Annotated in this window: 18 protein-coding genes; 11 read left to right on the top strand and 7 right to left on the bottom strand. The window is 61.1% G+C overall.

Annotated elements, in window-relative coordinates; all coding sequences use genetic code 11:
• Positions 1-92: 92 nt before the first annotated feature.
• On the top strand, positions 93-1,112 hold the full coding sequence (locus GNZ12_RS42615) for a MerR family transcriptional regulator (RefSeq protein ID WP_172318909.1): 1,020 nt from the start codon (positions 93-95) through the stop codon (positions 1,110-1,112).
• A 109-nt stretch (positions 1,113-1,221) separates the two neighbouring features.
• Positions 1,222-1,665 carry a cupin domain-containing protein gene (locus tag GNZ12_RS42610; protein ID WP_172318844.1) on the top strand — a complete coding sequence of 148 codons (444 nt, stop codon included), beginning with the start codon at positions 1,222-1,224 and terminating at the stop codon, positions 1,663-1,665.
• 27 nt (positions 1,666-1,692) lie between these two features.
• Here the strand turns inward: GNZ12_RS42610 and GNZ12_RS42605 are convergent, their stop codons facing one another.
• On the bottom strand, positions 1,693-3,522 hold the full coding sequence (locus GNZ12_RS42605) for an ABC transporter transmembrane domain-containing protein (protein WP_172318842.1): 1,830 nt from the start codon (positions 3,520-3,522) through the stop codon (positions 1,693-1,695).
• Positions 3,523-3,761: 239 nt separating this feature from the next.
• Here GNZ12_RS42605 and GNZ12_RS42600 point away from each other — a divergent pair, with 239 nt between their 5' ends.
• Both GNZ12_RS42600 and GNZ12_RS42595 read left to right on the top strand, forming a co-directional pair.
• A complete protein-coding gene (locus GNZ12_RS42600) occupies positions 3,762-3,959 on the top strand; it encodes a hypothetical protein (protein WP_169485020.1) in 198 nt (65 codons plus the stop codon).
• Positions 3,960-4,275: 316 nt separating this feature from the next.
• Positions 4,276-4,605, top strand: a complete 330-nt coding sequence (locus GNZ12_RS42595) for a hypothetical protein (RefSeq protein WP_172318840.1) — start codon at positions 4,276-4,278, stop codon at positions 4,603-4,605.
• A 73-nt stretch (positions 4,606-4,678) separates the two neighbouring features.
• Here the strand turns inward: GNZ12_RS42595 and GNZ12_RS42590 are convergent, their stop codons facing one another.
• Entirely contained in the window at positions 4,679-6,049 is a 1,371-nt protein-coding gene (locus GNZ12_RS42590; protein WP_172318838.1) for a DUF1214 domain-containing protein, read from the bottom strand.
• Positions 6,050-6,374: 325 nt separating this feature from the next.
• On the opposite strand from GNZ12_RS42590, the gene GNZ12_RS42585 reads away from it, so the two are divergent.
• The 7 genes from GNZ12_RS42585 to GNZ12_RS42555 all read left to right on the top strand — a co-directional run bounded on the left by GNZ12_RS42585 (position 6,375) and on the right by GNZ12_RS42555 (position 15,888).
• Positions 6,375-7,004 (top strand): TetR/AcrR family transcriptional regulator, encoded by a 630-nt coding sequence (locus GNZ12_RS42585; protein WP_172318836.1) that lies wholly within the window; start codon positions 6,375-6,377, stop codon positions 7,002-7,004.
• A 31-nt stretch (positions 7,005-7,035) separates the two neighbouring features.
• Complete coding sequence (locus GNZ12_RS42580) at positions 7,036-8,055, top strand: DMT family transporter (protein ID WP_172318834.1); 1,020 nt, start codon at positions 7,036-7,038, stop codon at positions 8,053-8,055.
• A 247-nt stretch (positions 8,056-8,302) separates the two neighbouring features.
• Positions 8,303-8,623, top strand: a complete 321-nt coding sequence (locus tag GNZ12_RS42575) for a hypothetical protein (protein WP_172318832.1) — start codon at positions 8,303-8,305, stop codon at positions 8,621-8,623.
• Positions 8,620-9,669 carry a multidrug transporter subunit MdtN gene (mdtN, locus tag GNZ12_RS42570; RefSeq protein WP_172318830.1) on the top strand — a complete coding sequence of 350 codons (1,050 nt, stop codon included), beginning with the start codon at positions 8,620-8,622 and terminating at the stop codon, positions 9,667-9,669. Before GNZ12_RS42575 ends, mdtN begins: the two co-directional genes overlap by 4 nt.
• On the top strand, positions 9,650-11,707 hold the full coding sequence (locus GNZ12_RS42565; protein WP_172318828.1) for an FUSC family protein: 2,058 nt from the start codon (positions 9,650-9,652) through the stop codon (positions 11,705-11,707). The genes mdtN and GNZ12_RS42565 overlap by 20 nt, the downstream gene beginning before the upstream one ends.
• Positions 11,694-13,310 (top strand): TolC family protein, encoded by a 1,617-nt coding sequence (locus GNZ12_RS42560; protein WP_172318826.1) that lies wholly within the window; start codon positions 11,694-11,696, stop codon positions 13,308-13,310. The genes GNZ12_RS42565 and GNZ12_RS42560 overlap by 14 nt, the downstream gene beginning before the upstream one ends.
• 259 nt (positions 13,311-13,569) lie before the next feature.
• Positions 13,570-15,888, top strand: a complete 2,319-nt coding sequence (locus GNZ12_RS42555) for a sigma-54-dependent transcriptional regulator (protein WP_172318824.1) — start codon at positions 13,570-13,572, stop codon at positions 15,886-15,888.
• 993 nt (positions 15,889-16,881) lie between these two features.
• Here the strand turns inward: GNZ12_RS42555 and GNZ12_RS42550 are convergent.
• The 5 genes from GNZ12_RS42550 to acnA form a co-directional block, all read right to left on the bottom strand.
• Positions 16,882-17,625, bottom strand: coding sequence for an ABC transporter substrate-binding protein (locus GNZ12_RS42550; protein ID WP_172318908.1), 744 nt, complete (start codon positions 17,623-17,625; stop codon positions 16,882-16,884).
• Positions 17,626-17,662: 37 nt separating this feature from the next.
• Positions 17,663-19,021, bottom strand: coding sequence for a 2-hydroxycarboxylate transporter family protein (locus tag GNZ12_RS42545; protein WP_172318822.1), 1,359 nt, complete (start codon positions 19,019-19,021; stop codon positions 17,663-17,665).
• Positions 19,022-19,134: 113 nt separating this feature from the next.
• Positions 19,135-20,316 carry a 2-methylaconitate cis-trans isomerase PrpF gene (prpF, locus tag GNZ12_RS42540; RefSeq protein WP_172318820.1) on the bottom strand — a complete coding sequence of 394 codons (1,182 nt, stop codon included), beginning with the start codon at positions 20,314-20,316 and terminating at the stop codon, positions 19,135-19,137.
• A 9-nt stretch (positions 20,317-20,325) separates the two neighbouring features.
• Complete coding sequence (locus GNZ12_RS42535) at positions 20,326-21,399, bottom strand: lactonase family protein (RefSeq protein ID WP_172318818.1); 1,074 nt, start codon at positions 21,397-21,399, stop codon at positions 20,326-20,328.
• 2 nt (positions 21,400-21,401) lie between these two features.
• Positions 21,402-24,002, bottom strand: a complete 2,601-nt coding sequence (gene acnA / locus GNZ12_RS42530) for an aconitate hydratase AcnA (protein WP_172318816.1) — start codon at positions 24,000-24,002, stop codon at positions 21,402-21,404.
• Positions 24,003-24,316: the final 314 nt, after the last annotated feature.

Raw genomic sequence — 24,316 nt, 5'->3', positions numbered from 1 at the left:
CTTTGAGGCTCTGAGGCTTTAACGCCGTGCTTGACCCTCACGCAACGTCAGGTTCTAGTCTCCATGCAGGTATGAAGAAAGGAGCAATTTCGATGCTGCTGAAAGTAGGTGAACTAGCCAGCCGATCCGGCATTACGGTACGCACGCTTCATCACTACGATGCGATCGGATTGCTCACGCCTTCTGCCCGCTCCGATGCCGGCTACCGGCTCTACAACCGCGACGACATCGCCAGGCTGCATCAGATCCAGGCGATGCGGCGGCTGGATCTGTCGTTGGCCGACATCGGGGCCTTGCTGGCAAGACCGGACTCTACCCTCTCGACGGTTATCGAGCAGCAGATAGCAGCGCTGACTCAACAGATCGATCGTGCAACCGACCTGCGCGACAGACTTCATCGTTTGCGTGGCCAGTTGATGACGGGAGAAGAGCCCGATCTTGCCGACTGGCTAACCACGTTGGAGTTGATGACCATGCAAGATAAATACCTTACGCCGGACGAGCAGAGCCAGCTTCGTTCGAACAAGCTAGCCGGGGCGGCGAATTGGCCGGCATTGATTCAGGCGGTGCACGCACTGATGGATCGCGGCATTCCCGTCGAAAGTCAGGAGGCCCAGGCGTTGGCAAGCCGCTGGATGTCGATGGTGGCCGATTACACCGGCGGCGATCCGCGCCTGCTTTCGAAGCTCGACACCATGCATCGCAACGAACCGGTATTACAGGTGAAGAGCGGCATCACGATGGAAATGCTGGCCTACATGACACGCGCTGTCAGGCATTCGAAGTTCGCGCTCTACGCGAAATATCTGTCGCCACAGGAACTGCAGCGCATGCGTGACGGAGACGAGCGTTACGTGTCTGAATGGCCGGGGCTCGTCGCGGAAGTCAGGAGCGCCATGGATAGCCGCAAATCCGTCGACGACCCATCGGTTCAAAAGCTCGCGCAGCGCTGGATGGATCTGTTCAACTCTTATGTCGGTACGGACCCGGAGACCCATCGGAAACTCCAGGCCGCATACGAGAACGAGCCCGCGATACTGGCGGGCACGGGAATCGACCGGGAGATGCTCGCCTACCTCCGCGACGCGCTAGAGATCGCGCAGGCTCAATGATTCGATCTGTTCCGCCTTCAAACTGATCCAGGAGGCGCATAATCCAGGTTGCATTGGGTTCCCTTGGTCGCTGAACTGAAAAGAATTCTCCATCCGAAGGAGTTAAAAAATGACGCTCAACGACGCGGCTTCAAGCGAACCCATCAACGTTGGCCGACTGAGCATTCAGTACCTGATCGACGGAACGGCAACAGGTGGCATGGGCGTTTTCGAGTTGACCGTGCCGCCTGACTCGCAAGTTCCACCGCCACACAGCCACACAAATAACGAAGAATGCGTTTATGTCCTGGAGGGCATGCTTCGATACTCGGTGAATGAGAATGTCCGGGACCTGACACCAGGAGATTGGATGTTCACTCCACGAGGCGCTGTCCATCACTTTAGCAATCCGCACAATGACACAGCCCGCGCATTGATTGTCCTTACGCCCGACATTGGCGCTCAGTATTTTCGTGATGTCGGCGCAATAATCAATGCAGGCGGCCCGCCCGACCGTGAGAAGCTGATCGGTGTCATGACCAGGTATGGCCTAGTGCCGGCGCCGCCGAAATGAACAAGGTTTGCGACCAGGGTCGCCTCTTTACGCAGACCCAATAGGGTCGCTCACCGCGCCTCGCTGCACCGCCTGCCCCGATTGCTCGCCGAACTGCAAGGCAGCAAGCTGGGCATAGAGCGGTGAGCTCAGAAGGAGCTCGGTATGACGGCCCTGCGCGACGATGCGGCCTTGTTCCAGCACGACGATGCGGTCGGCCTGTTGCACGGTCGCGAGGCGGTGCGCGATAACCAGTGTGGTGCGGTTCTGCGCGGCATTGTCCAGCGCCATCTGTACCAGTCGTTCGCTGGCGGCATCGAGCGCACTGGTGGCTTCGTCCAGCAGCAGGATGGGCGGGTTCTTCAGGATCGCGCGAGCGATCGCAATGCGCTGGCGCTGTCCGCCAGACAGTCGCACGCCGCGCTCGCCGAGAAAGGTATCGTAGCCTTGCGGCAGTTCTTCGATAAAGCCGGCCGCAGCGGCCATGTCGGCGGCCCGCTGGACTTGCGCAAGTGAGGCTTCTGGCGCGCCGTAGCGAATGTTGTCGAGCACGCTGCCGGAAAAGATCACCGATTCCTGCAGCACCACGCCGATTTCCTTGCGCAATTCGGCAAGCGGCACGTCACGCGTCGGGACGCCGTTGATCAGAATGCTGCCGGACTGTGGATCGTAAAAGCGCAGCAGCAGTTGAAACAGCGTGGTCTTGCCCGCGCCGGACGGGCCGACCAAGGCGACGTGTTCACCCGGACGGACATCGAGCGAGAGTGCGGAGAGCGCAGCAATGCCAGGGCGCGATGGATACGAGAAGCTGACGTTGTCGAAGCGGATGCCCTCGCCTCGCACAGGCAGCGCGACCGTGGTCCCGGCCTGCACCACCGGCGAGCGCGCCGCCAGCAGTTGCAGCAAACGTTCGGTGGCGCCGGCCGCGCGCTGCAGATCGCCCCACACCTCGGCGACCGCGCCCACGGCGCCGGCCGTGAACACCGCGTAGAGGATGAACTGGGACAACTGGCCCGCCGTCATGCGCCCGGCCAGCACCGCCTGCGCGCCAAGCCACAGCACGAACACGATGGCGCTGAACACCAGCACGATCACCACGGCGGTCAACCAGGCACGCGCGCGAATACGCGTGAGCGCGGTCTCAAAGGCCGCCTCCACCGCGCCGGCAAACCGCCGCGCCTCGAAGGGCTCCTGCGTATACGACTGCACGGTCGGCATGGCGTTGAGCACCTCGCCCGCCAGCGCGCTCGTGTTCGCGATCTTGTCCTGGCTCGCACGCGAGAGCCGCCGCACGCGCCGGCCGAAGATCACGATCGGCGCGACCACCACGACCAGCGTGGCGATGATGTAACCGGATAGCACCGGGCTCGTCACCGCCAGCATCGTCACGCCACCGGTCAGCAGGAAGAAGTTGCGCAATCCCAGCGACAGGCTGGTGCCCACCACCGTCTGGATCAACGTGGTGTCGGCTGTGAGTCGTGACAGTACCTCGCCGGTCTGCGTGGTCTCGAAGAACTGCGGACTCATCCCCAGCACGTGGTCGTAGACCGCACGGCGCAAATCAGCCGTGACCCGCTCGCCCAGCCATGACACGAGGTAAAAGCGCAGCGCTGTGGCGGTGGCCAGCACCAGCGATACGACGAATAGCGCGAGAAAATAGCGATCGATATGCGCCCGGTCGCCCCCCGCGAAGCCACGATCGATCAGATATTTGAACGCGACCGGCAACACCAGGGTGGCGCCCGCCGACGTCACCAGCGCGAGGAACGCGAGCGCCCAGCGGCCGGCATACGGGCGCAGGAACGGAAACAGGGCAAACAGGGGGCCGACACGTGACGAAGGCGATGAGGGCGACGAAGGCGGAACAGCATCTGGCATGAGGATTCCCAAGCGAATCGGAGGTCACCCAGATTGTGCCAGTCCTGCGGATTCGAAGGCGGTTCACGTAAAAGCCTGGCGTTGATCCCTGGGTGCTTCTGCATGCGCCGCCACGCACCGTCTTGAAGGACGGCCCGCCTATCCGGCAACACGCCTGCCGGCGGACTGTTTCCATGTGCTTGCCGCAACTGTGCATCTGTATCAAGATCGAGTCGACTCATCCGGATGAGGCCATTCCCATGACAGACGATTCCGATTCCGATCCCGACAAACTGAAAGGTCCCGGTGGCTTGACGCTGCGCCAGATCCACGAACAGGTGCAGAAGAGCGTCGAGCGCGACCGCGAAGAGCAGGCGTCGCGCAACGCTATCGCTCCACAGCGGAGCAGGTGGCAACGTTGGGTGCGCTACGTGTGGGGCCGCAGCGGGCGTCGCTAGGTGGCGAGCTTACCCCCGCATTTTCCCCGGCTTAGCCGAGGGCATCACGACTGTTTCGTGTTGGCATGCAGGCAAGCCAGCCAGCCAGCGCGGCATGTCAGTCATCAATCTCGCGTGCGAGCAACTGTCATTCAGCGGCTACCGGGCCGTGCTAAGCTAAGGCGTACCTGCCTCGCGCCCACACAGCGGCGCGACCTCTTCCTGAAAGCCGCGTTACATCGCGGCGCCATACAAAGCCCCTGTCGCTTTTTCAAATGGCCGTGCTTTGCACGGTCTATTCCTGATCAGTACACTTGGATTCACCTGGAGAACCATGATGAGCAAGAAGTCCGCCTCCAACCCGGCCGGCGAGTCGAACGACACGACCGCAACAGCGCTGACCGCGCTGGCAACGCAGATCAACGCGTTCGTACACGAAGGGACGCTCGACAGCCGGTTCGCCGCGAAACTCGTCAAGCGCCTGAAGAAAGAGGCCGAAGCAATTTCAGAAACCGGCAATGCGACGAAGTCCGACTTGAAGGAATTGAAGAAGGCCCTGGACGCGGTCGATGCAGCGCTGCACGAACACGATGCGGGGTTGCTTGTCACGGCCAATGCGGCGCTACGGGCGTCAGACGATATGCCCGAGGCCACGACACCGCAGTAACCGCGGAACGCAGCGTACACCGCATCGTCCCGTCCAGAATGCCGGCCAAAGCGGCTTGTCGCAGCCAGACAGCTTATTGCACTGCCATGATCGGCGCTGGGAACCATTCACCTTGCTGGACTTCCTGCTTCGACACATACGCGCGGAAAGTCAGCGAGAATCCCTTGCCCTCAGGCGTAGGCAGCCAGTTGCTTTGGGGCACGTTCTTCGGCCGTACCGGCGCCAGCCAGATGCTGGTACTGCCGTCCGCGTTGGCCTTGAGATGGGACACATTATTCAGGTTATAGCGGTGTATCGCGTTGGGTACCACGCGGTAGTCCGGCACGCTGTACAGCGTGACTGACCAGAATCCATTCACATGCGCGTCCGGTTTTTCGCCTTTAGCAAACCGGATCTCATAGGTCTTGCTGCCATCAAGCGGCTGCTTGTCGCTGTCGGTCAGACCTACAAAATAGATGGCCTCGCTAATGGCGTTTGCCCACAGACCGCCGTAGTTGATGATGTCACGCGCCATCACGTCATTGCCAAACTTGCCCGCCACATAAGAGACGGACCAACCGCCCTTCTGTGTGCCGAAGCCCCTGGCGCCTGCCAGAAAGCCAGGAATCGCCTTGGTCCTGATCACATCGTCGACCCGCTTGCGAGCGTCGTCGTTGCTCTTCATGTAGTTAGCAACGTTGATTGCCGCTGCCTGGTACTCCGGTGCCTTCGGCATGGCGTCCGGATAGGTTGCCAGTACTTCGGTTACGTGATCGAAGATCTCGGCGCGGATTGGCGCTGCCGGCGTAAAGGCCGGTACGGCAAAGGGCGGATCGATCGCGATGTCAGGCGAAGCATGCACCGTGAACTGATGCTGCAGCCGCACTGCTGTTTTTGGGGATCCTTTAAGTTCCACGCGCGCCAGCAACTTCGCCTTGGCAGAAGGCAATTCAATCTTGACGGCATCGGAGGGCACCGGCGGATTGGTTCCTTTGATCACCAGCGCGAACTTTCCATTCGGGTGGTCAGGGTACGTGCGTTCGTTGATATTGGTGATGACTTCGCCCCATCCGTCGAGCAATTCAGCCGTGTAGTAACGACCCTTGACTCGCGGCACGTTCAGGATGACGGCATGATCATTGTCTGCGGCGAGCCATGCCTCAAGGTAGGCGACGTCGAGGTTGGGATTCACAAACTGGGCCGATCCCAACGGATTGTATTTAATCTTGTTGTAGCCGACCTTCTCCACATTGATGTCGTAATTCTCCTGCTGCAACACCAGATAGCGCCCATACAGGTAGTCCCACGCGGACACGATCTGGTCATCCGTGGGGACTGCCGCGCTCGCGGCCGTTCCGTTTCCCGGCGATGTACCCGACGAACTGCAGGCAGTAATGCCCAACCCGATAAAACCAGCCACGATCCAGGAAGAAATCCATCTCGACGCTTTCAAGGTGTTTTCCATCTAATTGGTTCCAAAGTAATAATGCGGGAGAGCTTACATTGAACGTCGAATCGTTGATAGCGTAACGATGCCGTTTCAGGAAATTCAACCTGGCGGTATGCAATTTGATTATTTTTAGAGTCAATAAAACGGCCAATTCGTTTTATTGGGTGAAACGTTCAGCAGCACGCGAGTCACCACTCGTTGAGTGGCGGACGTGGCGCCCCTTCCTGCTGACTTCGCGTCATGGAAAACCCGTTTGCCTTCTGGCAGAGCCGGACGCCGTTTTCTCTCTTCTGCGAAAGCGCTTGAATTTCAGAACGATCAGTCCTAATATTCGCTCACCATGAGACGACACCCTGCTTCTACCGGTCCTTCCGCCCCGCCGTCCGAGCGCGGGCGGCCGCGTGAATTCGATCTTGACGAAGTCACCGGGATTGCCGGCAAGGTCTTCTGGGAACAGGGCTACCATGCCACGTCGATTGAATCGTTGTGCCAGTCGACGGGCCTTTTTCGCGCCAGCCTCTATAGCACGTTTGGCGATAAGCACGGGCTTCTGGTCGCCGCATTCGATCGTTACGCAGAGGGCGCCATTGCGCGCCTGAAAGAGCGGCTCGCCGTCGATCTGCCACCGCGCGAGGCACTTCGTGAGGCTTTGCTTCATTACACCCAGGTCTCCAGCAAGCTGTCGGGACGACACGGCTGCCTCATCACGAACGCAGCCATCGAGATGTTGCCGACTGACGAGGCTTTACGCCCTCACATCGAGACCACGTTGAGACGGATTGCCTCTCATCTCGTCGCCGCCGTGGTCCGCGGCCAGCAAGCGGGGGAATTCAACGCCGGGCTCGACGAGCAAGCTGTCGGCAACTTCCTGCTTTGCATGGTTCAGGGCTTGCGCGTGCTAGGCAAAGTGAATGTCAGCAAGAACGAACTGGTGTCGATCGTCGACATGACAATGCGAGCGCTGGTCTAAAAATTTTTGCCTATTTCTGGAACGATCATTCATGAATAAGCCCATCGAATTTTCGGCTGCATCCGCACCGGTGTCTGGTCTTGGCACCCCATCGGTCGGTCCGGTTGCGCAGTCGATCCGCGGCAGCTACGGGAAGGGTGTCGTGTTGTGCGTAATGGCAACGATATTGATGGGCATCATGTTTCCAGTGATGACCAGCGCCCTCGTGCATGTCGATCCATTCACGTTTACGTCGCTTAGATATCTGATCGCGGGCACCGCGTTTCTCACCCTCTTGCTGATAAAGGAAGGAAAAGGCGCGCTGAAGGCCAATGGGGAATCGTTTGCCTTGGCGTGGCTGCTCGGATCGGTGGGCTTTTGCGGATTCGGATCGTTCGTCTTTCTGGGGCAACAACTGGCGGGACGCGAGGGCGCCCTGACTGCATCGATCATGATGGCAACACAGCCCATGATGGGCCTGCTCGTGAACTCGATCGTACGCAAACGCCGCCCGCCGCTCTATTCGTTTCTGTTCATCCTGATGTCATTCGCCGGCGTCTCGCTCGTGGTGACAAAAGGGGACATCGCTGCCGTTCTGCGCGAACCGCAGCACTATTCGGCGAACGCCTTAATCGTGCTCGGCGCACTGTGCTGGGTGATATACACCTTTAGCGCGTCCCACTTCAAGAACTGGTCCGCACTCAAATACACGACGATGACCACCTGGCTCGGACTCACTACGATCATCGGCCTCAACGTGTTGCTGTTCGCGCTTCACGTTGTACCGGTGCCATCGGCAACGGCATTGCGCGGCGTCGTCCCTCACCTTCTCTATATGGGCCCGATTGCCGGCTTCATTGCGATCCTGTTCTGGAACATGGGTAACAAGATTCTCACCCCGCTCAACGGCGTGCTGTTCATGGACGTGCTACCCGTCACGACGTTCGTCGTGTCTTCGCTGACCGGCGTGGTTCCGGGACATTGGCAAATCGCCGGTGCGTGTATGACTGGCGCTGCGCTGATTTTCAACAACATCTATTTGCGACGCCAGGCTCGAAAAGCCGTGCCGTAGAGTTTGACGGACACCATTTTTAACGATGTCAACGACATAAGGACATCAGCGCGCGCAAGCACGATGCTTAATATCCATCACGCATTGCGCGCGCTTTTCGAAACACAACTGTCCGTTTCGATATCAACGATCTGGAATAACTCAACGCGTGCAAGTGCAGAATACGTCGAAACGAAACCGCCGCACTGGTAAAGTGCCCGTGATTCCGTTGCTCCCATAACGTATTCATTCACCTTGCCACGCCGCAATGCCGCTCAAGCCAAATCATGGACGTGCCTGCACCCCGATCGTGCACCGCACGCCGACTCTTCCGGCCGCGCTTGCCCTGAGCCTGTCCTTGCAGGGATGTACGCTGCGCGGTGCGCCGTCGTATGAAATCTTCGGCGCCTACTTTCCGCTCTGGCTGTTGAGCGCGGTAGTCGGGCTCGTCGGCGCACTCATCGCCCATCGGATCTTCGTTTCCACGGGGTGGGCGCAGATCGTCCCGTTTCAGCTCTCCGTCTGCGTGGCCATCGGTCTGACGGTCTGCGTGCTCTTCTGGCTTTCGGGAACAGGACAGCTTCTATGAAAATTGCCGGTAAGCGCCAAGGCTCTGCCAAAGGCCGCGTGATCGCGGGCGTGATCGTCGTACTTGGCGTCGCGGCGGCCTGGTACGGCTATGACCGGACGACCCGGTTTCCGTCAACGGACGACGCGACGATCGATGCCGACGTCGTGCACGTCGCGTCGCCGGTCGGCGGCCGGATCATCCGGCTGCCCGTGGAAGAGAACCAGCGGGTCGCGAAGGGCGACGTGCTCTTCGAGATCGATCCTGTGCCTTATCGGCTCATGGTCGCGCAGACCCAGGCCGACCTCGAACTGGCCCGCGCGGCACTCGAAACGCGGCGCAGGACGATTGTCGGCGAGCGCTCCAATGCGGCCATCGCCGGCGACCAGACGGGTAAAGCCGCACACAACTACGAACTGGCGTCGCGCACCGTCCAGCGGCTCACGCCGCTCGTGGCGAAAGGCTACGTACCAGTCCAGCAACTGGATCAGGCGCAAGTCGCGCAACACGACGCCGCGTTGTCGCTGAAGCAGGCACAGGAGCAGAAGCAGGCGACCGCGCAGACCATCGGCGACGAGGCAGACGCCATCGCCGTCGTGCACGCACGCGAGGCTGCGCTCGCGCTCGCGCAGCGCAGCCTCGACGACACCGTCGTGCGTGCCTCGCAAAATGGCTTCGTCACGGGGCTGTCGGTGCTGGCGGGCGAGACGGTCGCGCCGCATCAGTCGATCTTCACGCTCGTCCACGCGGACGAATGGTTCGCCGTCGCCAACTTCCGGGAAGGGGCGCTCGCGCGGATCCAGCCGGGTGATTGTGCGACCGTCTATTCCATGATCGACCGCAGCCAGGCGATTCACGGCAAAGTGGTCGGCATCGGCGCGGGCGTGGCCGATTCCGACCGTATCAATCTGCCGCGTACCTTGCCGATCGTCCAGCAGTCCGTGAACTGGGTGCGGGTCGCCCAGCGTTTCCCCGTGCGTGTGCGGCTCGACGAGCCGGCCGCCCGGCTGGTGCGGATCGGTGCGAGTGCGATAGTCGAGGTCCGGCATGGCGCAGCCTGCCGGTGATCTTGCCCGACCGGGCCCCGCCGACATCCTGAAGCTGCTTGCGCCCTATCCCGGGCGCGCGGCGATGGCGACGCGCATCGCGCTGATCTGCGCGCTGACGGCGTTCGTGACGAGCGCGTACGGCACGCCGGAAGCCGCGATCTCCGCCTATGTCGTGTTCTTCCTGAACCGGCCCGACCGGGTGTTGAGCGTGATGCTGAGCTCGGCGCTGATGGTGCTGGTCACGCAGATGATCGGATTGGTCACGGTGGTGGCCATGTTCGCGCTCGACGATCCCATGTGGCGGGTTGCGTGCATCACGGGGCTATCGTTCGGTCTGCTGTTCGTGACCTCGGCGAGCAAGCTGCGGCCGGTGGGCGCGATCCTCGCGATGATCGTCGGCTTTGCGCTCGGCGAACTCGGCAGCGTACCGTTCGGCGAAGTGGCGACGCGCGCCCTGCTCTACGTCTGGCTGATGGTCGCGATTCCGGTCGGTATCTCGATCGGCGTCAACCTGTTGATCGCGCCGTCGCCGCGGAAGCTGGCCGGCCGCGCGCTCGCGAAGCGTCTGCGACTCGCGGCGCAGAGCCTGGTCGAACCCGAGGCGACGGCCGACGCCCTCAGCGCATGCCTGCACGAGGGCGACGCGGAAATCGGCACGTGGCTCAAGCTCTCGGTGGTCGACGGGTCGTCGGTGCGTGACGATATCGGGCCGCTGCGGCAAGCCGTGTCGTCGACGCTGGCGATTCTGGTCGCGGCCGATCTGGCGGCCAGCGAACCGTCTGGGCGGCTGCCGGCATCGTTCGCCGTGCCGATTGCCGGGACGCTGGACAACATGGCCCGGATGCTCGAGGCAGGCGGCTATCCGGTCGACATCGAACTCAAGCTGCCCAACGTGGACGAATTGACGCCGCTCGCGCGAATCGTCGTTGAGGATCTGCATGATGTGATCACCCGCTTCGCCGTAGTCGAAGCGCAAACCGATATTGCGGGCGAAGGCCAGGTCGAAACCGACGCGCCAGCCGAAGCACGAACCCAGGCTCAAGACGAAACGAGGACCGCGCCGCCGCCCGCGAGCAAGCGCGGTGGATTCTTCCTCCCGGATGCATTCACGAATCCCGAGCACGTCCGCTACGCCCTGAAAACCACCGTGGCGGCAATGTTCTGTTATCTGCTCTATTCGCAGATCAACTGGCCGGGTATCCATACCTGCTTCATCACGGTCTATATGGTCTCGCTCGGCACCACCGCCGAGACCGTCGAGAAGATGACGCTGCGGATCACCGGGTGTCTCGTGGGCGCGGTCCTGGGTATTGGGGCAATCCTGTTCGTGGTGCCGGTCCTGTCGTCCGTCGCCGGGTTGATGGCGCTCGTGCTGATCGGTGCATGGCTGTCGGCGTGGATCGCGTTCGGCTCGCCACGGATTGCTTATGCCGGCTTCCAGATCGCCCTGGTGTTCTTCATGTGCGTGTTGCAGGGCGCGGCGCCTGGTTACGATCTGACGCTCGCGCGGGATCGCACGATCGGGATCCTGATCGGCAATGTGGTCGTCTATCTGGTTTTCACACGCGTGTGGCCGGTCACCGTGGCGGCGCGCGTCGACGCCGGGCTCGCCGCGTTGCGGCAGCAGTGGGAACGGCTGGCGGCGCTGCCCGATGCCGTCACGCGCCGGGCGCAGGCCGCGAGCGCCATGGCTCAGTGCGGCGCGCTCGAACAGGACCTCGCGCTGATGCACTACGAGCCGTCGTGGGTTCGCCCTGACGCGCAGTGGATCGCGGAACGCCGCAGCGCGCTGGCCAAGCTCGACGCGCTGGAAGGACCGATGTTCCTGCTCGCCGAACGACGCCCGCGCGATGCCGCGATCGACGGCTGGCTTAAGCGCGTCATGGGTGGGCCGGCGTTACCGGTCGCACCCAATGCGGCTGTACCGGATGCAGCAGCCAACGACGACGACACACGCACCGCTTTGCTGCACCTCGGCGATGCACGCCTCACTCAACTCGAACACGCTGCGTCGAACGACGCAGCGAAGGAACCCGCGACTCATGCGCCGGCTTAACCCTTCATTCGCAATGGCGATCCTGGCCGCAGCGGGTTTGGCCGGATGCGCCACATCATCTCTGGACATGGCTCCGGACAGCCCCGACCGTCCGTGGTATCCGCAGACGGACGCGGCCGGCGCCATCGTGCCTGGGCCGGCGGCGTTTGCAGGGTCGGCGAATTCAGCTAACCCGGCTAGCTCAGCTGCTTCGGCTAACCCAGTTGCATCGGCTAACTCGTCCGCCTCCGCACGCAGTTACCAATTACCCGCCAACCCCGTGCTCGCCGCCGTGCCGCCTCCGCCGGCACTGGAGCAGGCGCATGCATACTCGCTACCCGAACTGATCGATCTGGCGGAATCGGCGAACCCGCTGACCCGCATCGCCTGGAACGACGCGCGCAATGTGGCGCTCGCAGCCGGCATCGCGAAGAGCGCGTATCTTCCGCAACTGTCGGTCGCGGCAATGGGGCAATACGCCGGTCTCCATGATTCGAGCACTTCCGTGTTCGGCGATTCGTCGGCCACCGCAACGGGGCATGGCACAACTTCAGTGGTCGCGCTGCAATGGCTGCTGTTCGATTTCGGCGGACGTGCCGCGCGCGTCGAGGCCGCGTCGCAGGCATCGGTGATGGCGAACATCGGCTTCACCGCGGTCCACCAACAGGTCATTTTCGATGTCAGCGTCGCGTTCTACGCGTACCAGGCCGCGCGCGCCCGCATCGCCACGACGCAACAAGGCCTCGACAACGCCGACGCGATCCTGGCTGCGGCACAGTCGCGCTACAAACATGGCATCGGCACCGTCATCGAAGTGGCGCAAGCCAACCAGAATCGCGCGCAGGCCAAGCTCGCGCTCGTAGAGGCGCAAGGCGTCGAAAGCAACAGCTACCTCGCGCTGATCTCCGCAATGGGGATTTCTCCGCTGTCGAAACCCAGGATCGCGGAGATGCCGGCGCGCACGCTGCCGGCGCCGACCAGCGACTCGATCGACCGGATCGTGTCGTCCGCGATCGCCCGCCGCCCGGACGTGTTGAGCGCCTATGCAGCCGAGCGGGTCAATCTGGCGAAAGTGAAGGCGGCCGAGTCGGACTTCATGCCAAAGGTATTCGTCTCAGCGACAGGGGCGTACAACACCGGCAGTTCGTCGATTTCAGCGGTTCCGGCCATCGGTCAGCAATTGCCGACGGTGAACCTGAGCGGCGGCCGTTACGGCGGCAGTGTGATCGTCGGCGTGACGATTCCGCTGTATGACGGTGGCTTGCGATCGGCGGTGCTCGCGCAGGCGCGCAACGATGCGGACAGCGCGTCGACCCGTCTTACTCGAAGCCGTGAAGAAGCGGTTCGGCAAATCGTTGCTGCGCAGAATACGCTGCAGACAAGTCTTGCCGCGCAGGCTGCTGCCAAAGAGTTGCTTGCTGCGGCGCAGACGACGTATGACGCCGCGTTCGACGCGTATCGGCAAGGTGTCGGCTCGGTCACCGACGCGCTGCTTGCACAAAATCAATTGCTGGCGGCGAAGAATGCGGACGCGGATAGTTACAGCAGCGCGTTGTCGGCTGCCGCGGCGCTTGCGTTGGCGACTGGATCCGTTGAATCGATTCCGATGCGGGACAACTGGTGAGGACATGATTGGGGGTGCGAGTTGACTCGCCCTCTTCTAGCGCGAAGTTCATTTGAAACCAGCCTCGACAAGCGTTATTGTCGAAAAGACAAGATCGGCGACAAGCCGTCATACTCTGCCTGTTCTTGCAGCGGACGGTCCGACAGCGCAATTGGAAAATCTGGCCAGGCACCAGGGCGATGCATGGCCGTCCGTCCCGTCTTGTCGACGGCAATTTCCGCGTAGCGCCACGCGCGGTTCATGTGGAGCGTACTTCGTAATGAGTCACCCCCCTGTCGCTCCGTTCGCCCACGACAAGGCTGATTCCGGTGCCTTCGTGGGCGGCGCGCCAGCGTTTCGCCAACTGGTCCGCATGATCGATCGGGTCGCCCCCACCGATCATCCGTTGCTCATTTTTGGGCCGACTGGTTCGGGCAAGGAACTGGTCGCTCGCCGCGTGCACGCGCACAGCCTGCGCCAGGATCAACCGTTCGTCGACGTCAACTGCGGCGCGATTCCAGAGAACCTCGTCGAAGCCGAACTGTTTGGGCACGTTAAAGGGGCGTTCACCGGCGCCGGCGAAAACCGCCAGGGACTTCTCCAGCAGGTCGGCAACGGCACGCTGCTACTCGATGAGATCGGCGAACTGCCGCTCGCGCTGCAACCGAAACTGCTGCGCGTACTCGAAACGCGAACCTTCCGTCCGATTGGCTCGTCAACCAGTCTGCAGTTCACCGGTCGCGTGGTTGCCTCGACCCACCGCGACCTGCGCGAACTCGCGCGCGAAGGGCTATTCCGCGAGGACCTCTTCTACCGGCTCGCGGTCTTCGTGCTGGCCGTGCCCGGACTTGAGCAGCGCATCGAGGACATTCCCGCCCTTGTTACCCATTTCGCATCGCAGCACGTGCGTCGTCTTGAGTTTTCACCGGCTGCCATCCGCCGGCTTGGCCAGCACGCGTGGCCGGGCCACATCCGGCAATTGCGCAACCTGATCAGCCAGTTGAGCGTACTCGCCGAAAGCACGCTCATCGACGTCGACTCGCTCGAACCGTTTCTCGCCAATGAGACCGGCGGACCGGTGTCGCGTGCAAACCTCGCTGACATGCTGTTGCAACTCGAAGGACGCGACAAACTCGCCGCCGCCGAGGACCTCCTGATCGACCGCGCGCTCGAACGGACCGCGGGCAATAAAAGTGCAGCCGCCACCCTGCTGGGGGTGGGCCGCAAGACCATCGAGCGGCGGCTGAAGTCGCGCGAAGAACATCACCGGGAAGCGCGCAAGTGTCTCGAGCATGCGAGCGCGCTGATCGAGGAGTCGAAGTTCGTCGAAGCCATTCCGCCGTTGCGGCGCTGCCTCGAGCTGCTACAGACGCCCCACGAACAGGAGGCCGCGCGCCGCCTTCAGTTCGATGCCTACCGGCTGCTCGGCATGAGCTTGCGCAGCGTGCACGGCTGGCTGTACGCAGAGGCCACTGCCTGCTACGCCGCCGCCCTGGCGATTGGCGAAGGCGTCTGTACGCCCGCTGAAATCGCCGGGATCCAGTTCGGCGTCTGGACCACGCAGCTGACCACGCTTCAACTCAAGCAGGCGCGTGCGACCGCGCAGAACATGCTGGAGCGCGCGCAGAACGGCGGTGACCGGGTGTCACTCGACGAAGCCCACGTCGCGATGACCAACACCCTCTTCTGGCTTGGCGACAGCGAGGAAGCCCTTGCCTGTCTCGCGCGCGGCAACCTGCTTGGCGTGACGCGCGACGACACCCGTACGGGCTCGCAAGGGATCGATCTCGCCAGTCTCTCATTGACTTTCGAAGGACTCGCGGCCTACCAGATCGGCGCATTCGGGCAGGCGCGGCGCGCCATGGAGATGCTGATCCTGCGCGCGTCCGAGCCGGGCGCGCACGCGTTCGCTCATGCCGTCAACCTGCAGGGCGCCGCCTGGCTCGCCTGCCTGTTCGATGACATGGACCGGTTGGGCCACCTCGCGAGTGAACTCGAATCGGTGTCGATCGCGAACGGCTTCGCGTTCTATCGGGGCATCGGCCAGATCCTCCGCGCGTGCCACCTCAGTTCGCTCGGTCATTCCGAGGAAGCGGAAGCCATCATGCTCGACGGCTACGATAACCACGTCGTGTGCAATGGCGGTGCGCTGTTCTATTCCTTCAAGGCGTGGCAGCAGGGCGAGATGCTGCTGCGCGCCGGCCGCGCGAAGGCGTGCGAGGCGATGCTCGCCGCCGCGATCGACGAGACCCTCGCCCGTCAGGAACGTGTCTACCTGGGCGAACTCCTGGTCACCCGGGCACGCGCGCAGTGGGCACTCGGCGAGGTGAACGCTGCGGAACTGGGTCTGCGTACCGCGCTGTCCACTGCGCTCGCGTTCGGTTCGGTGCCTGCGCGCGTGGACGCCGCGCGTTACCTCGCCGATCTGCTGCGCGCCACCGGGCGCATCGCGGAAGCCATCGACATTCTTGAGCGCGGTTTGCGCTCGCTGACGACAGATCCGACCACTCGCGTCACCAGCGCCATGGGTTTGCTTGCCGAGCTTCAGCGTGAAGTTTCTCTCGGTCCCTACACCAAAGGAATCGCAAATGGCGGATGAATTGCGCAGGGAATAACCTATTGGACGAAATCGTCCACTTCCCGGAAATCAAGTGGACGAGACTGTCCAATATCGCGACTGGAATGTTCCGATATTCCCACCCCTATGCGGTTTGACAGCGCGGCACGTTTATTGCATTTATAAATTGGATATTCGCCACCGCCTGAAAAATAACTCTCACGGGCGGTAGCCGTGCCCAGAACATACGACGAATCTGTCCGACAAGCTGGGAAGCCGGGAGACCAAAAAAAGATCGCGCGCTGCCAGGTGCACGACGCGCTGATCGACGCCAACGATACTGAGTCGCTGGCGATAGATTGAGAGGGCTGTGCTGTTGTTGTAGTTGTGACTATCGTGTGTCGACACGTGGCGACTGAATGCTTCCGCAGAGAAGATCGTTGCAACGCGTGACGCCGGAATGGCGGATCCGTCTGGCTATGCACCGGGCGGGCCGCTGCGGGGCTCGGCCGTCGTTGCTCTCCCTCCCGGGAACAGGCAGCGGCGGCTTGTCCTTTTTAACCAGCCTGCGCCAATCGCGGCAAACCCACCGATCCTCGCAAGGCATTCAGATTGTGAGCGACGTCGCGAGCGGACCACGCTGGCCATCCCCGGGGGATTCGAACAATGCATCACCACATTTTCGAAAGCGAACTCGTTCATCTCGAACGCGTCATCGCATGCGCGCCGCAAAAACCTTTTCCGCCGACATATTGGCGCGATCGCGTCGAACAACTGAAAAATTCTCCGCAAGCAACGATGTACCGCTACCGCATTGCCCGTCTCGCCCGCCTTACCTCCGAACTGAGCGGATGAGTCGAATCGTCGGTACCTGCAGTGAGTGTGGATTGCAAACGTTGCCAGGGATCGAAGCCGGACCCACAACGGTCCTACGCCTTTCCCTAAGGCGGCCATTCATGCGTTGCGGTCCAGCATCTACTCGGATGCTTTCCGAGCCCACGCCCCTTTCCAGAAGGAAGATCGCACACCGCGCGGTCATCCTTTTGAGGATAAAGGTGCGACCAGCGCGCCCTTGGCGCCGTGGGTGCAAATGGCATTGGCCACGAAGCCGCTTTCAATCATTGTGCGCAAGAACGCGCTTACAAATTCTGCACCTGCGGGACGCCCCTTTGGTGTGCCCATCGCTTGCTCGATGACCATGAAACGGCCTTCGAGCAATCGCAGCCCGGTCACTCTTTCGGCATCGCTCACTAGCTGCTGCTTCACGCCGGCAGCAACGCCATAGCCGTCGGCAAGCATCATGTCCACAACGCCAGGCGATGTCGGTGACCTGACAAGTTTTGCTTTCGTAATGGTCCGCGTCAAGAACAGGTCATAAGCGCTACCCCGGCCGACGACGACCGTGTTCCAGGATTGATCTACTTCATCGTTCGACCTGATTGGCGAGCCCTCGCGCACGAGGTAAGCCCCTTCGATGATGATGTACGGGAAGGTTTGCTCAATGCCCTTGCCCCGTATTGGGTCTCGCGCGACGAATGCAACATCCCACTCGTTTTGCTCGAGAGCGTCTACTACCTTGCCTGCAGCGTCGTACGGGATCAAATCAACAGGCACACCTAGCTGCCTGGCGAGCGCTCGGGCTAGATCGACGGAGATTCCCTTGGGCTCGTGGGTAGCGGCGTCCTTGTTCGCTAGAATAGGATTGCCGTAGTTAATTGCGGCACGAAGGCGACCGTTCGGCGCCAGATCGGCCAACACGTCATGCGTAACAGGAATCATGGTCAAGGAAAGTAGTGTCTTGAAGGTGAAAGCTCCATCAACAACTCGATCCGTGCAGCCTTGACAGTACAAGCAGAGTTACAGTGACTGTCAGCGCGCCTCCAATCCGCGTCGCGATCTGTGCAAAAGGCATCAAGGCCATCCGGTTGCACGCCGTCAGGATCGCTACGTCGCCAGTACCACCCTGTCCACTGTGGCAGGCGTTGACGATCGCTGCATCGATCGGATACATCCCGAGCTTTTTCCCTACTACGAAGCCGGTGGCCATCAAGGTTGCGACCGTACAGACGATCGTGATTACGTTCGGCACGTTAATCGCGGCCATCAACTTGTCCCATGGCGTCATCGCAATGCCGATCGCGAACAGCAACGGATAGGTCACTGCTGTCGAAAAGAACTGGTAGACGATGCGGGCACCGCCTTGCAGATTCGGAGACACGAAGCGCCCGATCTTGATAAAGACCGCCACGAACAGCATCGCAACAGGCGCAGGTAAACCCAGCAGGCGGTGACACAACAGCCCCACCAGGTAGAGCGATATCGCGGTGATCGCTGCCGCCGCGACGGTGTTGACATCCGGCGCACCGGGAATCTCTTCTTTCGGAGCGTCGCTATGTCGATCCGCGTCGGGCTGGAGCATGCCGTTGCCAGTTAGGTGCGGTTTTTTTTCACCGAGCCAGCTCAGCAGACCGGAGAACAGGATCGCCGAAAGACTGCCGATCATCACTGACGGCAACACCTGGGCGAACACCGGGCCCTGCGCGACGTTCAGGATTTCGGAGTAGCCCATTGACAGCGGTATCGCACCTTCGCCGACACCGCCAGCCATAATGGGAACAACAATGTACAGCAGTGTGTGCTGTGTACCGAGACCCAAAGCAGTACCTACTGCCGTTCCTACGATGCCGGCCATCGTGGACCCCGTTGCCAGCGGGACAAAGATCTTCACAAAGCCACGGATCAACACATACCGATCCATGCTGAATATGCTGCCAACAATGATCGATGCAATGAACAGATACATGAAGTTGCTGACGTTGGTGAACGTGGTCACCATGGTCAGCAGCTTGACCGGAAGCAGATGGTGAAACGCAAGCGCTGAAGGCAGGAATGTCGCCACGATTGCTCCCGCGCCGATCTTCCGGAAGAACGGCAGGCGCTTGCCAATTTCCGCACACGTGAAACCACATACAACAAGTACCGCGATTGCCATCGAGATCTCGCCGGGAACCTTCCCCGTCACCACGAAAGCGATAATCAGACCGACCAGAAGTACGTAAATAGGCAAAGGAATGATGCCGACGCGCAGGTCCACGATGGCCCACCATCCGTTCGGCCAGAATGGAACACGTTCTGCTTTCTGAGCTTCCATTGACAATTCACCAGTGCGTTCCATGCGGTGTCTCCGTAGTCGTACTACGTATGGATCGGTCTTGTGCGCCGATTCGTTAATGTGGACATTGAGTGCGAGGGGCACAGCGCCCACGGGAGGCGCTGCATAAGGGAGAGTCAGTGGTTCGCTGGATCGAGAGAGGACGGCACGAATACGTGGCCTTCCATCAGACGGCGTGCGCTGCGGCTCATGATTGCTTTCGTGACAACCCACGTACCATCGCGCTGCTCGGCTTCTGCACCGACCGCCATCACGCCGGATGGATGACCGAAGCGGATCTGCCCGGACTTCTTGCCTGCCACAAGCTGGTTGACGACTGTGCCCGGAATCGCGCCGGCAACAGCGATCGCCACCGCGCCGGTGCCCGTCATCGCATGGTGAAGTTTCCCCATCGACAGGATTCGCGCGTTGATGTCGACCATCGACGGGTCAATGGTCTTGCCACTCGATGCTCCATAGCCAGTCGGCAACGACACGAAAGCGAGCTTGGGTGTATGGGGCCGCAGCGCTGTCACTTCTCCGGCCGTAGCAGCCAGACCCATGCGTACAGCGGCGTGCGAGCGGATCGCTTCGCACTTTTCAAGTAGCGACGCATTGCTGTTGACGTCCGCCTGCATCTCGTTCCCGCGCAGGCCGAGGTCTTCCGCGTGAATGAAAATCGCGGGATTGCCCGCGTTGATCATCGTGACCTGAAACGCGCCATAACCAGGAACATCCAGCGCATTGACGGGATTTCCCGTCGGAAACATCCCTCCGGCAGTTTCTTCACCGTCTTCCGAGCCACCCGGATCAAGGAACTCGATCCTGATTTCTGCCGCAGGAAAAGTCACGCCGTCCAGTTCGCAGTCGCCCTCTTCAACAACCTGGCCATCTTTCATCGGCACATGCGAAATGATCTTCGCGTTGATGTTGGCCTGCCAGATTCGCACCGTCGCGATGCCGTCACGCGGCGCATGGACCAGTCCCTGCGCAATGGCGAACGGGCCAACGGCGGACGTCAGGTTGCCGCAGTTGCCCGACCAGTCGATAACCGGCTTCTCAATCGATGCGGCACCGAACAGATAGTCAACGTCGCAGTCCGGGCGTGATGAAGGTCCGACTGTAACCAGCTTGCTGGTGCTCGACGTAGCCGCGCCCATCCCGTCAATCTGTTTCTGGTAAGGGTCCGGGCTGCCGATCACGCGCAGCAGAATCTTGTCCCGCAGAACCGGGTCTGAAGGCAGGCTGTCTGCGCGAAAGAAGACGCCTTTACTCGTGCCGCCGCGCATATAGACGGCAGGAATCCTGTATTGGGCCACGTGATGCTCCTATTGAGTTTTGAAGGTGATGCACACAGGACTGCCCGTTTTGACAACACGGCCCGTCGGTGACGGAGTCCCGCTGACTGCATCAATCAGGTATTGAACGATCGAGTCGGATAGCTCATTGGCGACGTAGAGCATGCGGGCGTCATGGCTCAGGCACAGGAACCGTGGGCACTGACCCTGAGCGTCGGTCCACCTTGTTTTCACAGGAATGCCCGTCGTACCGTCAAGTTCGACCGTAGTGATACTGTCGTGACCACGGTTCGAAACGTATAGCGCGCGGCCGTCGGGGTGGATCGCAATGCCCGCGGCGCGTGAGAGTTCATGACGACCGGCAGGCAGGAGGGATGTCGTGTGCAGTGGCTCCAGTGCGCCACTCAACGGCTCGAATCCCCAGGCCGTCAACGTGGAATCCAGTTCGTTTGCAACGTAGACGAGTGGCAGCGACGGATGTAATGCAGCATGTCGCGGCCCTGCGCCTTCGCGACTCCGACCCGAGGTGACGACCGGCGCGTTGCCAATACCGCTCCATCTGATGGCGAAGACGGTGTCGAGCCCCTTGTCTGGCACGATGTGCCACTCTGTGTTGTATCGCTGGGTCGCGAAGCGCGCGACATGGTGCGGATGTGACGACACCTGCTCGATACGATGCGGGCCCGGCGTTCCCGGCAGTTCGACAAGAGACGAGACCGGCCCAAGCGCGCCGTTTGTCTCGATCGGAAACTGGACGGCAGACCCCGTCGCATAGTTCGCGACGACAAGCGCATCACCGCTGCGCGACAGTGCGAGGTGCACTGGATTACGCCCTTGGCAGGTCTGCCGGTTCAGCAGGCTGAGCCGGCCAGTCGATGCATCGACCGCGAAACTACTGACCTCCGTACCGTCACCATGCACGGCATATAGCACGTCCTGCGTTTCGTTAAGCGCAAGGAAGCTCGGATTGTCGAGTGCCTCGCATGATTCGACCCGCTCCCATGCGCCCGATACCGGATCAACCGCATAAACGCCGATCCCCTTGCCACGCGCATTGCGCTCGCGCGTCGGGCGGCATCCAACATAGGCGAAGACGAAGGCCATGTTTATGCAGCCTCGAGCATTTCGCCAGAGATACGCGGCAGCAGGCCGCCAGCGTTGAAGATTTCCGCTTCCTCTTCAGTGTCGATCCGGCATTTGACGGGGGCCGTGATCACCTCGCCATTTTTGCGCGTGATGCGCAAAGTCAACGCCGTACCCGGTGAAACTTTCCCGCCAACACCTTCGACTGCATAGACTTCCGAGCCATCCAGTGCCAGCGTCGTGCGATCGTAACCTTCAGCGAATTCAAGCGGCAATACGCCCATGCCGACCAGGTTCGAGCGATGGATACGCTCAAAGTTTTCGCACACCACGGCACGCACACCGATCAGACGCACGCCCTTTGCCGCCCAGTCGCGCGACGAGCCTGAACCATAGTTCTTGCCGGCCACCACGATCAGTTCCTGCCCGCGCGAGACGTAGCGTTCAGCTGCATCGAAGAGGCGCATGATCGTGCCTTCCGGCTCCATACGGGTGAACGAGCCTTCTTTGCCCGCGGCCATTTCGTTGTGCAGCCGGTTGTTCGCGAACGTGGCGCGAATTGCAACCAGGTGATCGCCGCGACGCGTGCCGTAGGAGTTGAATTCGGCCGGCTGCACGCCGTGCTGGATCAGGTATTCACCCGCCGCGCTTTCCGGAAGGATTGCGCCTGAAGGTGAAAGATCGTCAGTCGTGACGTTATCGCCAAATACACCAATCGCCCGCATGTCCGCGAAGCGCGCGGCGCTCGTGAGGTCGGACTGCCAGTACGGCGGACGGCGGATGTAGTTGCTGTCCTCGCGCCACGGAAACTGTGCCGGCACCGCGCTTTGCCCTTCGGCCAGTTCGCTCTTGCGGAACATCTCCGTGTAGATTTCGAGGTACTGGTCGCCGCGTACGCTTTCCTTCAGTAATGCATCGATTTCCTCATCGGACGGCCACAGATCCTTCAGATACACCGGTGCGCCGGACTTGTCGGTTCCGAGAACGCCTTCTTCGATGTCAATGTGAATCGTCCCGGCGATCGCATACGCGACAACCAGCGGGGGCGAAGCAAGAAATGCCTCCTTGACGCGCGGGTGAATACGACCGTTGAAGTTCCGGTTGCCAGAAAGCACTGCCACGGCACGTACATCGCGACTGACGATGTCGGCTTCGATCTCTTTTGGCAGCGGGCCCGACATGCCATTACATGACGTGCAGCCGAATCCGATGATGCCGAAGCCCAGCGCTTCGAGCGGCGTCATCAGGTTCGCAGACCGGAGATAGCTCTCGACCGGCTTCGAGCCAGGCGCGAGAGATGTCTTTACCCATGGCTTGCGCTGAAGACCGAGTTCAACCGCCTTTCGGGCGACCAGACCAGCGGCGATCATGTTGCGTGGGTTCGATGTGTTCGTGCAACTGGTGATGGCCGCGATCACTACCGCGCCATCGGCCAGCTTGACTGGCCTGGTGGTGTCCGATTCAGGCGCGGCGGGTTCCGACGGACGGGCGATACCCTTCGAGATCAGGCTTGAGAGGGGCACACGGTCGTGGGGATTGGCCGGCCCAGCCAGCGCGCGACCCACGCTCGACAGATCGAACGACAGCACACGGTCATATTCGGCATCGGCGAAGTCGTCCGCCCACAGTCCTTGCGCTTTTGCATAGTCCTCGGTCAGCGAAATCTGGGATTCGGTACGACCGGTCAGTCGCAGAAAATCCAGCGTCTTCTGGTCAATGGCGAACAGTGCAGCAGTGGCACCAAACTCGGGCGCCATATTGGAGATGGTGGCCCGGTCGCTCAGCGTCATCGCGCGAGCGCCTTCACCGTAAAACTCGATGATGGTGCCGACCACTTTCAGCTTGCGCAGGAATTCGGTGATGGCGAGGACCAGATCAGTTGCGGTGATGCCGGGTTGCCGGAAACCTTTCAGCTCAACGCCGACGATGGTCGGCAGACGCAGCCACACAGCACGGCCAAGCATGACGGACTCGGCTTCAATTCCACCGACACCCCAGCCGAGCACGCCCAGCGCATTGATCATCGTCGTGTGGCTGTCGGTTCCGACGAGCGTGTCGGGGAACGCCACCCCGTCCTTCACCTGAATGACAGGGGACAGGTACTCAATGTTGACCTGGTGCAAGATGCCGTTGCCCGGCATCAGCACGTCGAGGTTCGTGAAAGCCTGTTTGCACCAGGCGAGAAATTCAAAACGCTCTGCGTTCTTGCTCTTCTCGATCGCCATGTTCTTTGCGATCGCTTCCGGGTCTGTACCTGCCACTTCCACGTTCAGCGAGTGGTCCACCACCAGATGCGTCGGCACGACCGGATTGATGGCGGTCGGGTCGCCCCCCGCTTCCGCCACCGCATCCCGCATACCGGCCAGATCGACCAGGGCCGGCGTACCAAGCAGATCCTGCAGGACCACACGTGCCGGGTAATACGGAAAGTCAATGTCATGCCGGCGGTTGGTCAGCGCTCGCAGATAGGTAACTGCATCAGGGGCGGGCTGTCTGCGCACGATGTTTTCGGCGAATACGCGAACGCTATACGGCATCTTCGCGAATTGAGTGGCGTCTATCGCGTCCCTGGCGTCGCGGACGCTGACGAAATCAACAGACTGGTTAGGAAGATTGTGGGACATGGGGGTCTCTCCGAGGGTCGTGCATGCGGTCATGCGCCTTGTTAAAATGCATTTTATGATCATAAAATGCATTACGCAAAGACATAAATGCCTAATGTTAACCCTGGGAATTCGGCTAGGTAGCGGGGGATTATGACTGGTTTTAGGGGTTTTCGAGGGGGCAAGCCTACAATGCTTGCGCAGAAGCGTTATGCGTTATATGATCAATAAACGCAATGTGACGGGACGGCAGAAAAGTGGATCAGGGGCGCAAGCATCGTGAGTGCGAAGCCCTTCACCGACTACCAGCACTGCGTGAAATCCGGACGGGAGCG

Source organism: Paraburkholderia solitsugae (assembly GCF_013177695.1).
Taxonomy (GTDB): Bacteria; Pseudomonadota; Gammaproteobacteria; order Burkholderiales; family Burkholderiaceae; genus Paraburkholderia; species Paraburkholderia solitsugae.
Note: the sequence above shows the minus strand (reverse complement) of the source record. Positions and strands in the feature narration are given on the sequence as shown.

Bases quoted from the DNA above. Each gene is read 5' to 3' on its own strand.
- GNZ12_RS42580 (WP_172318834.1), top strand. From the start codon at position 7,036: ATGAATAAGCCCATCGAATTTTCGGCTGCATCCGCACCGGTGTCTGGT.
- GNZ12_RS42575 (WP_172318832.1), top strand. From the start codon at position 8,303: ATGCCGCTCAAGCCAAATCATGGACGTGCCTGCACCCCGATCGTGCAC.
- GNZ12_RS42590 (WP_172318838.1), bottom strand. From the start codon at position 6,049: ATGGAAAACACCTTGAAAGCGTCGAGATGGATTTCTTCCTGGATCGTG.
- GNZ12_RS42605 (WP_172318842.1), bottom strand. From the start codon at position 3,522: ATGCCAGATGCTGTTCCGCCTTCGTCGCCCTCATCGCCTTCGTCACGT.
- GNZ12_RS42535 (WP_172318818.1), bottom strand. From the start codon at position 21,399: ATGGCCTTCGTCTTCGCCTATGTTGGATGCCGCCCGACGCGCGAGCGC.
- GNZ12_RS42560 (WP_172318826.1), top strand. From the start codon at position 11,694: ATGCGCCGGCTTAACCCTTCATTCGCAATGGCGATCCTGGCCGCAGCG.
- GNZ12_RS42595 (WP_172318840.1), top strand. From the start codon at position 4,276: ATGAGCAAGAAGTCCGCCTCCAACCCGGCCGGCGAGTCGAACGACACG.
- mdtN (WP_172318830.1), top strand. From the start codon at position 8,620: ATGAAAATTGCCGGTAAGCGCCAAGGCTCTGCCAAAGGCCGCGTGATC.
- GNZ12_RS42565 (WP_172318828.1), top strand. From the start codon at position 9,650: ATGGCGCAGCCTGCCGGTGATCTTGCCCGACCGGGCCCCGCCGACATC.
- GNZ12_RS42550 (WP_172318908.1), bottom strand. From the start codon at position 17,625: ATGATTCCTGTTACGCATGACGTGTTGGCCGATCTGGCGCCGAACGGT.
- GNZ12_RS42555 (WP_172318824.1), top strand. From the start codon at position 13,570: ATGAGTCACCCCCCTGTCGCTCCGTTCGCCCACGACAAGGCTGATTCC.
- GNZ12_RS42610 (WP_172318844.1), top strand. From the start codon at position 1,222: ATGACGCTCAACGACGCGGCTTCAAGCGAACCCATCAACGTTGGCCGA.
- GNZ12_RS42600 (WP_169485020.1), top strand. From the start codon at position 3,762: ATGACAGACGATTCCGATTCCGATCCCGACAAACTGAAAGGTCCCGGT.
- GNZ12_RS42545 (WP_172318822.1), bottom strand. From the start codon at position 19,021: ATGGAACGCACTGGTGAATTGTCAATGGAAGCTCAGAAAGCAGAACGT.
- acnA (WP_172318816.1), bottom strand. From the start codon at position 24,002: ATGTCCCACAATCTTCCTAACCAGTCTGTTGATTTCGTCAGCGTCCGC.
- GNZ12_RS42585 (WP_172318836.1), top strand. From the start codon at position 6,375: ATGAGACGACACCCTGCTTCTACCGGTCCTTCCGCCCCGCCGTCCGAG.
- GNZ12_RS42615 (WP_172318909.1), top strand. From the start codon at position 93: ATGCTGCTGAAAGTAGGTGAACTAGCCAGCCGATCCGGCATTACGGTA.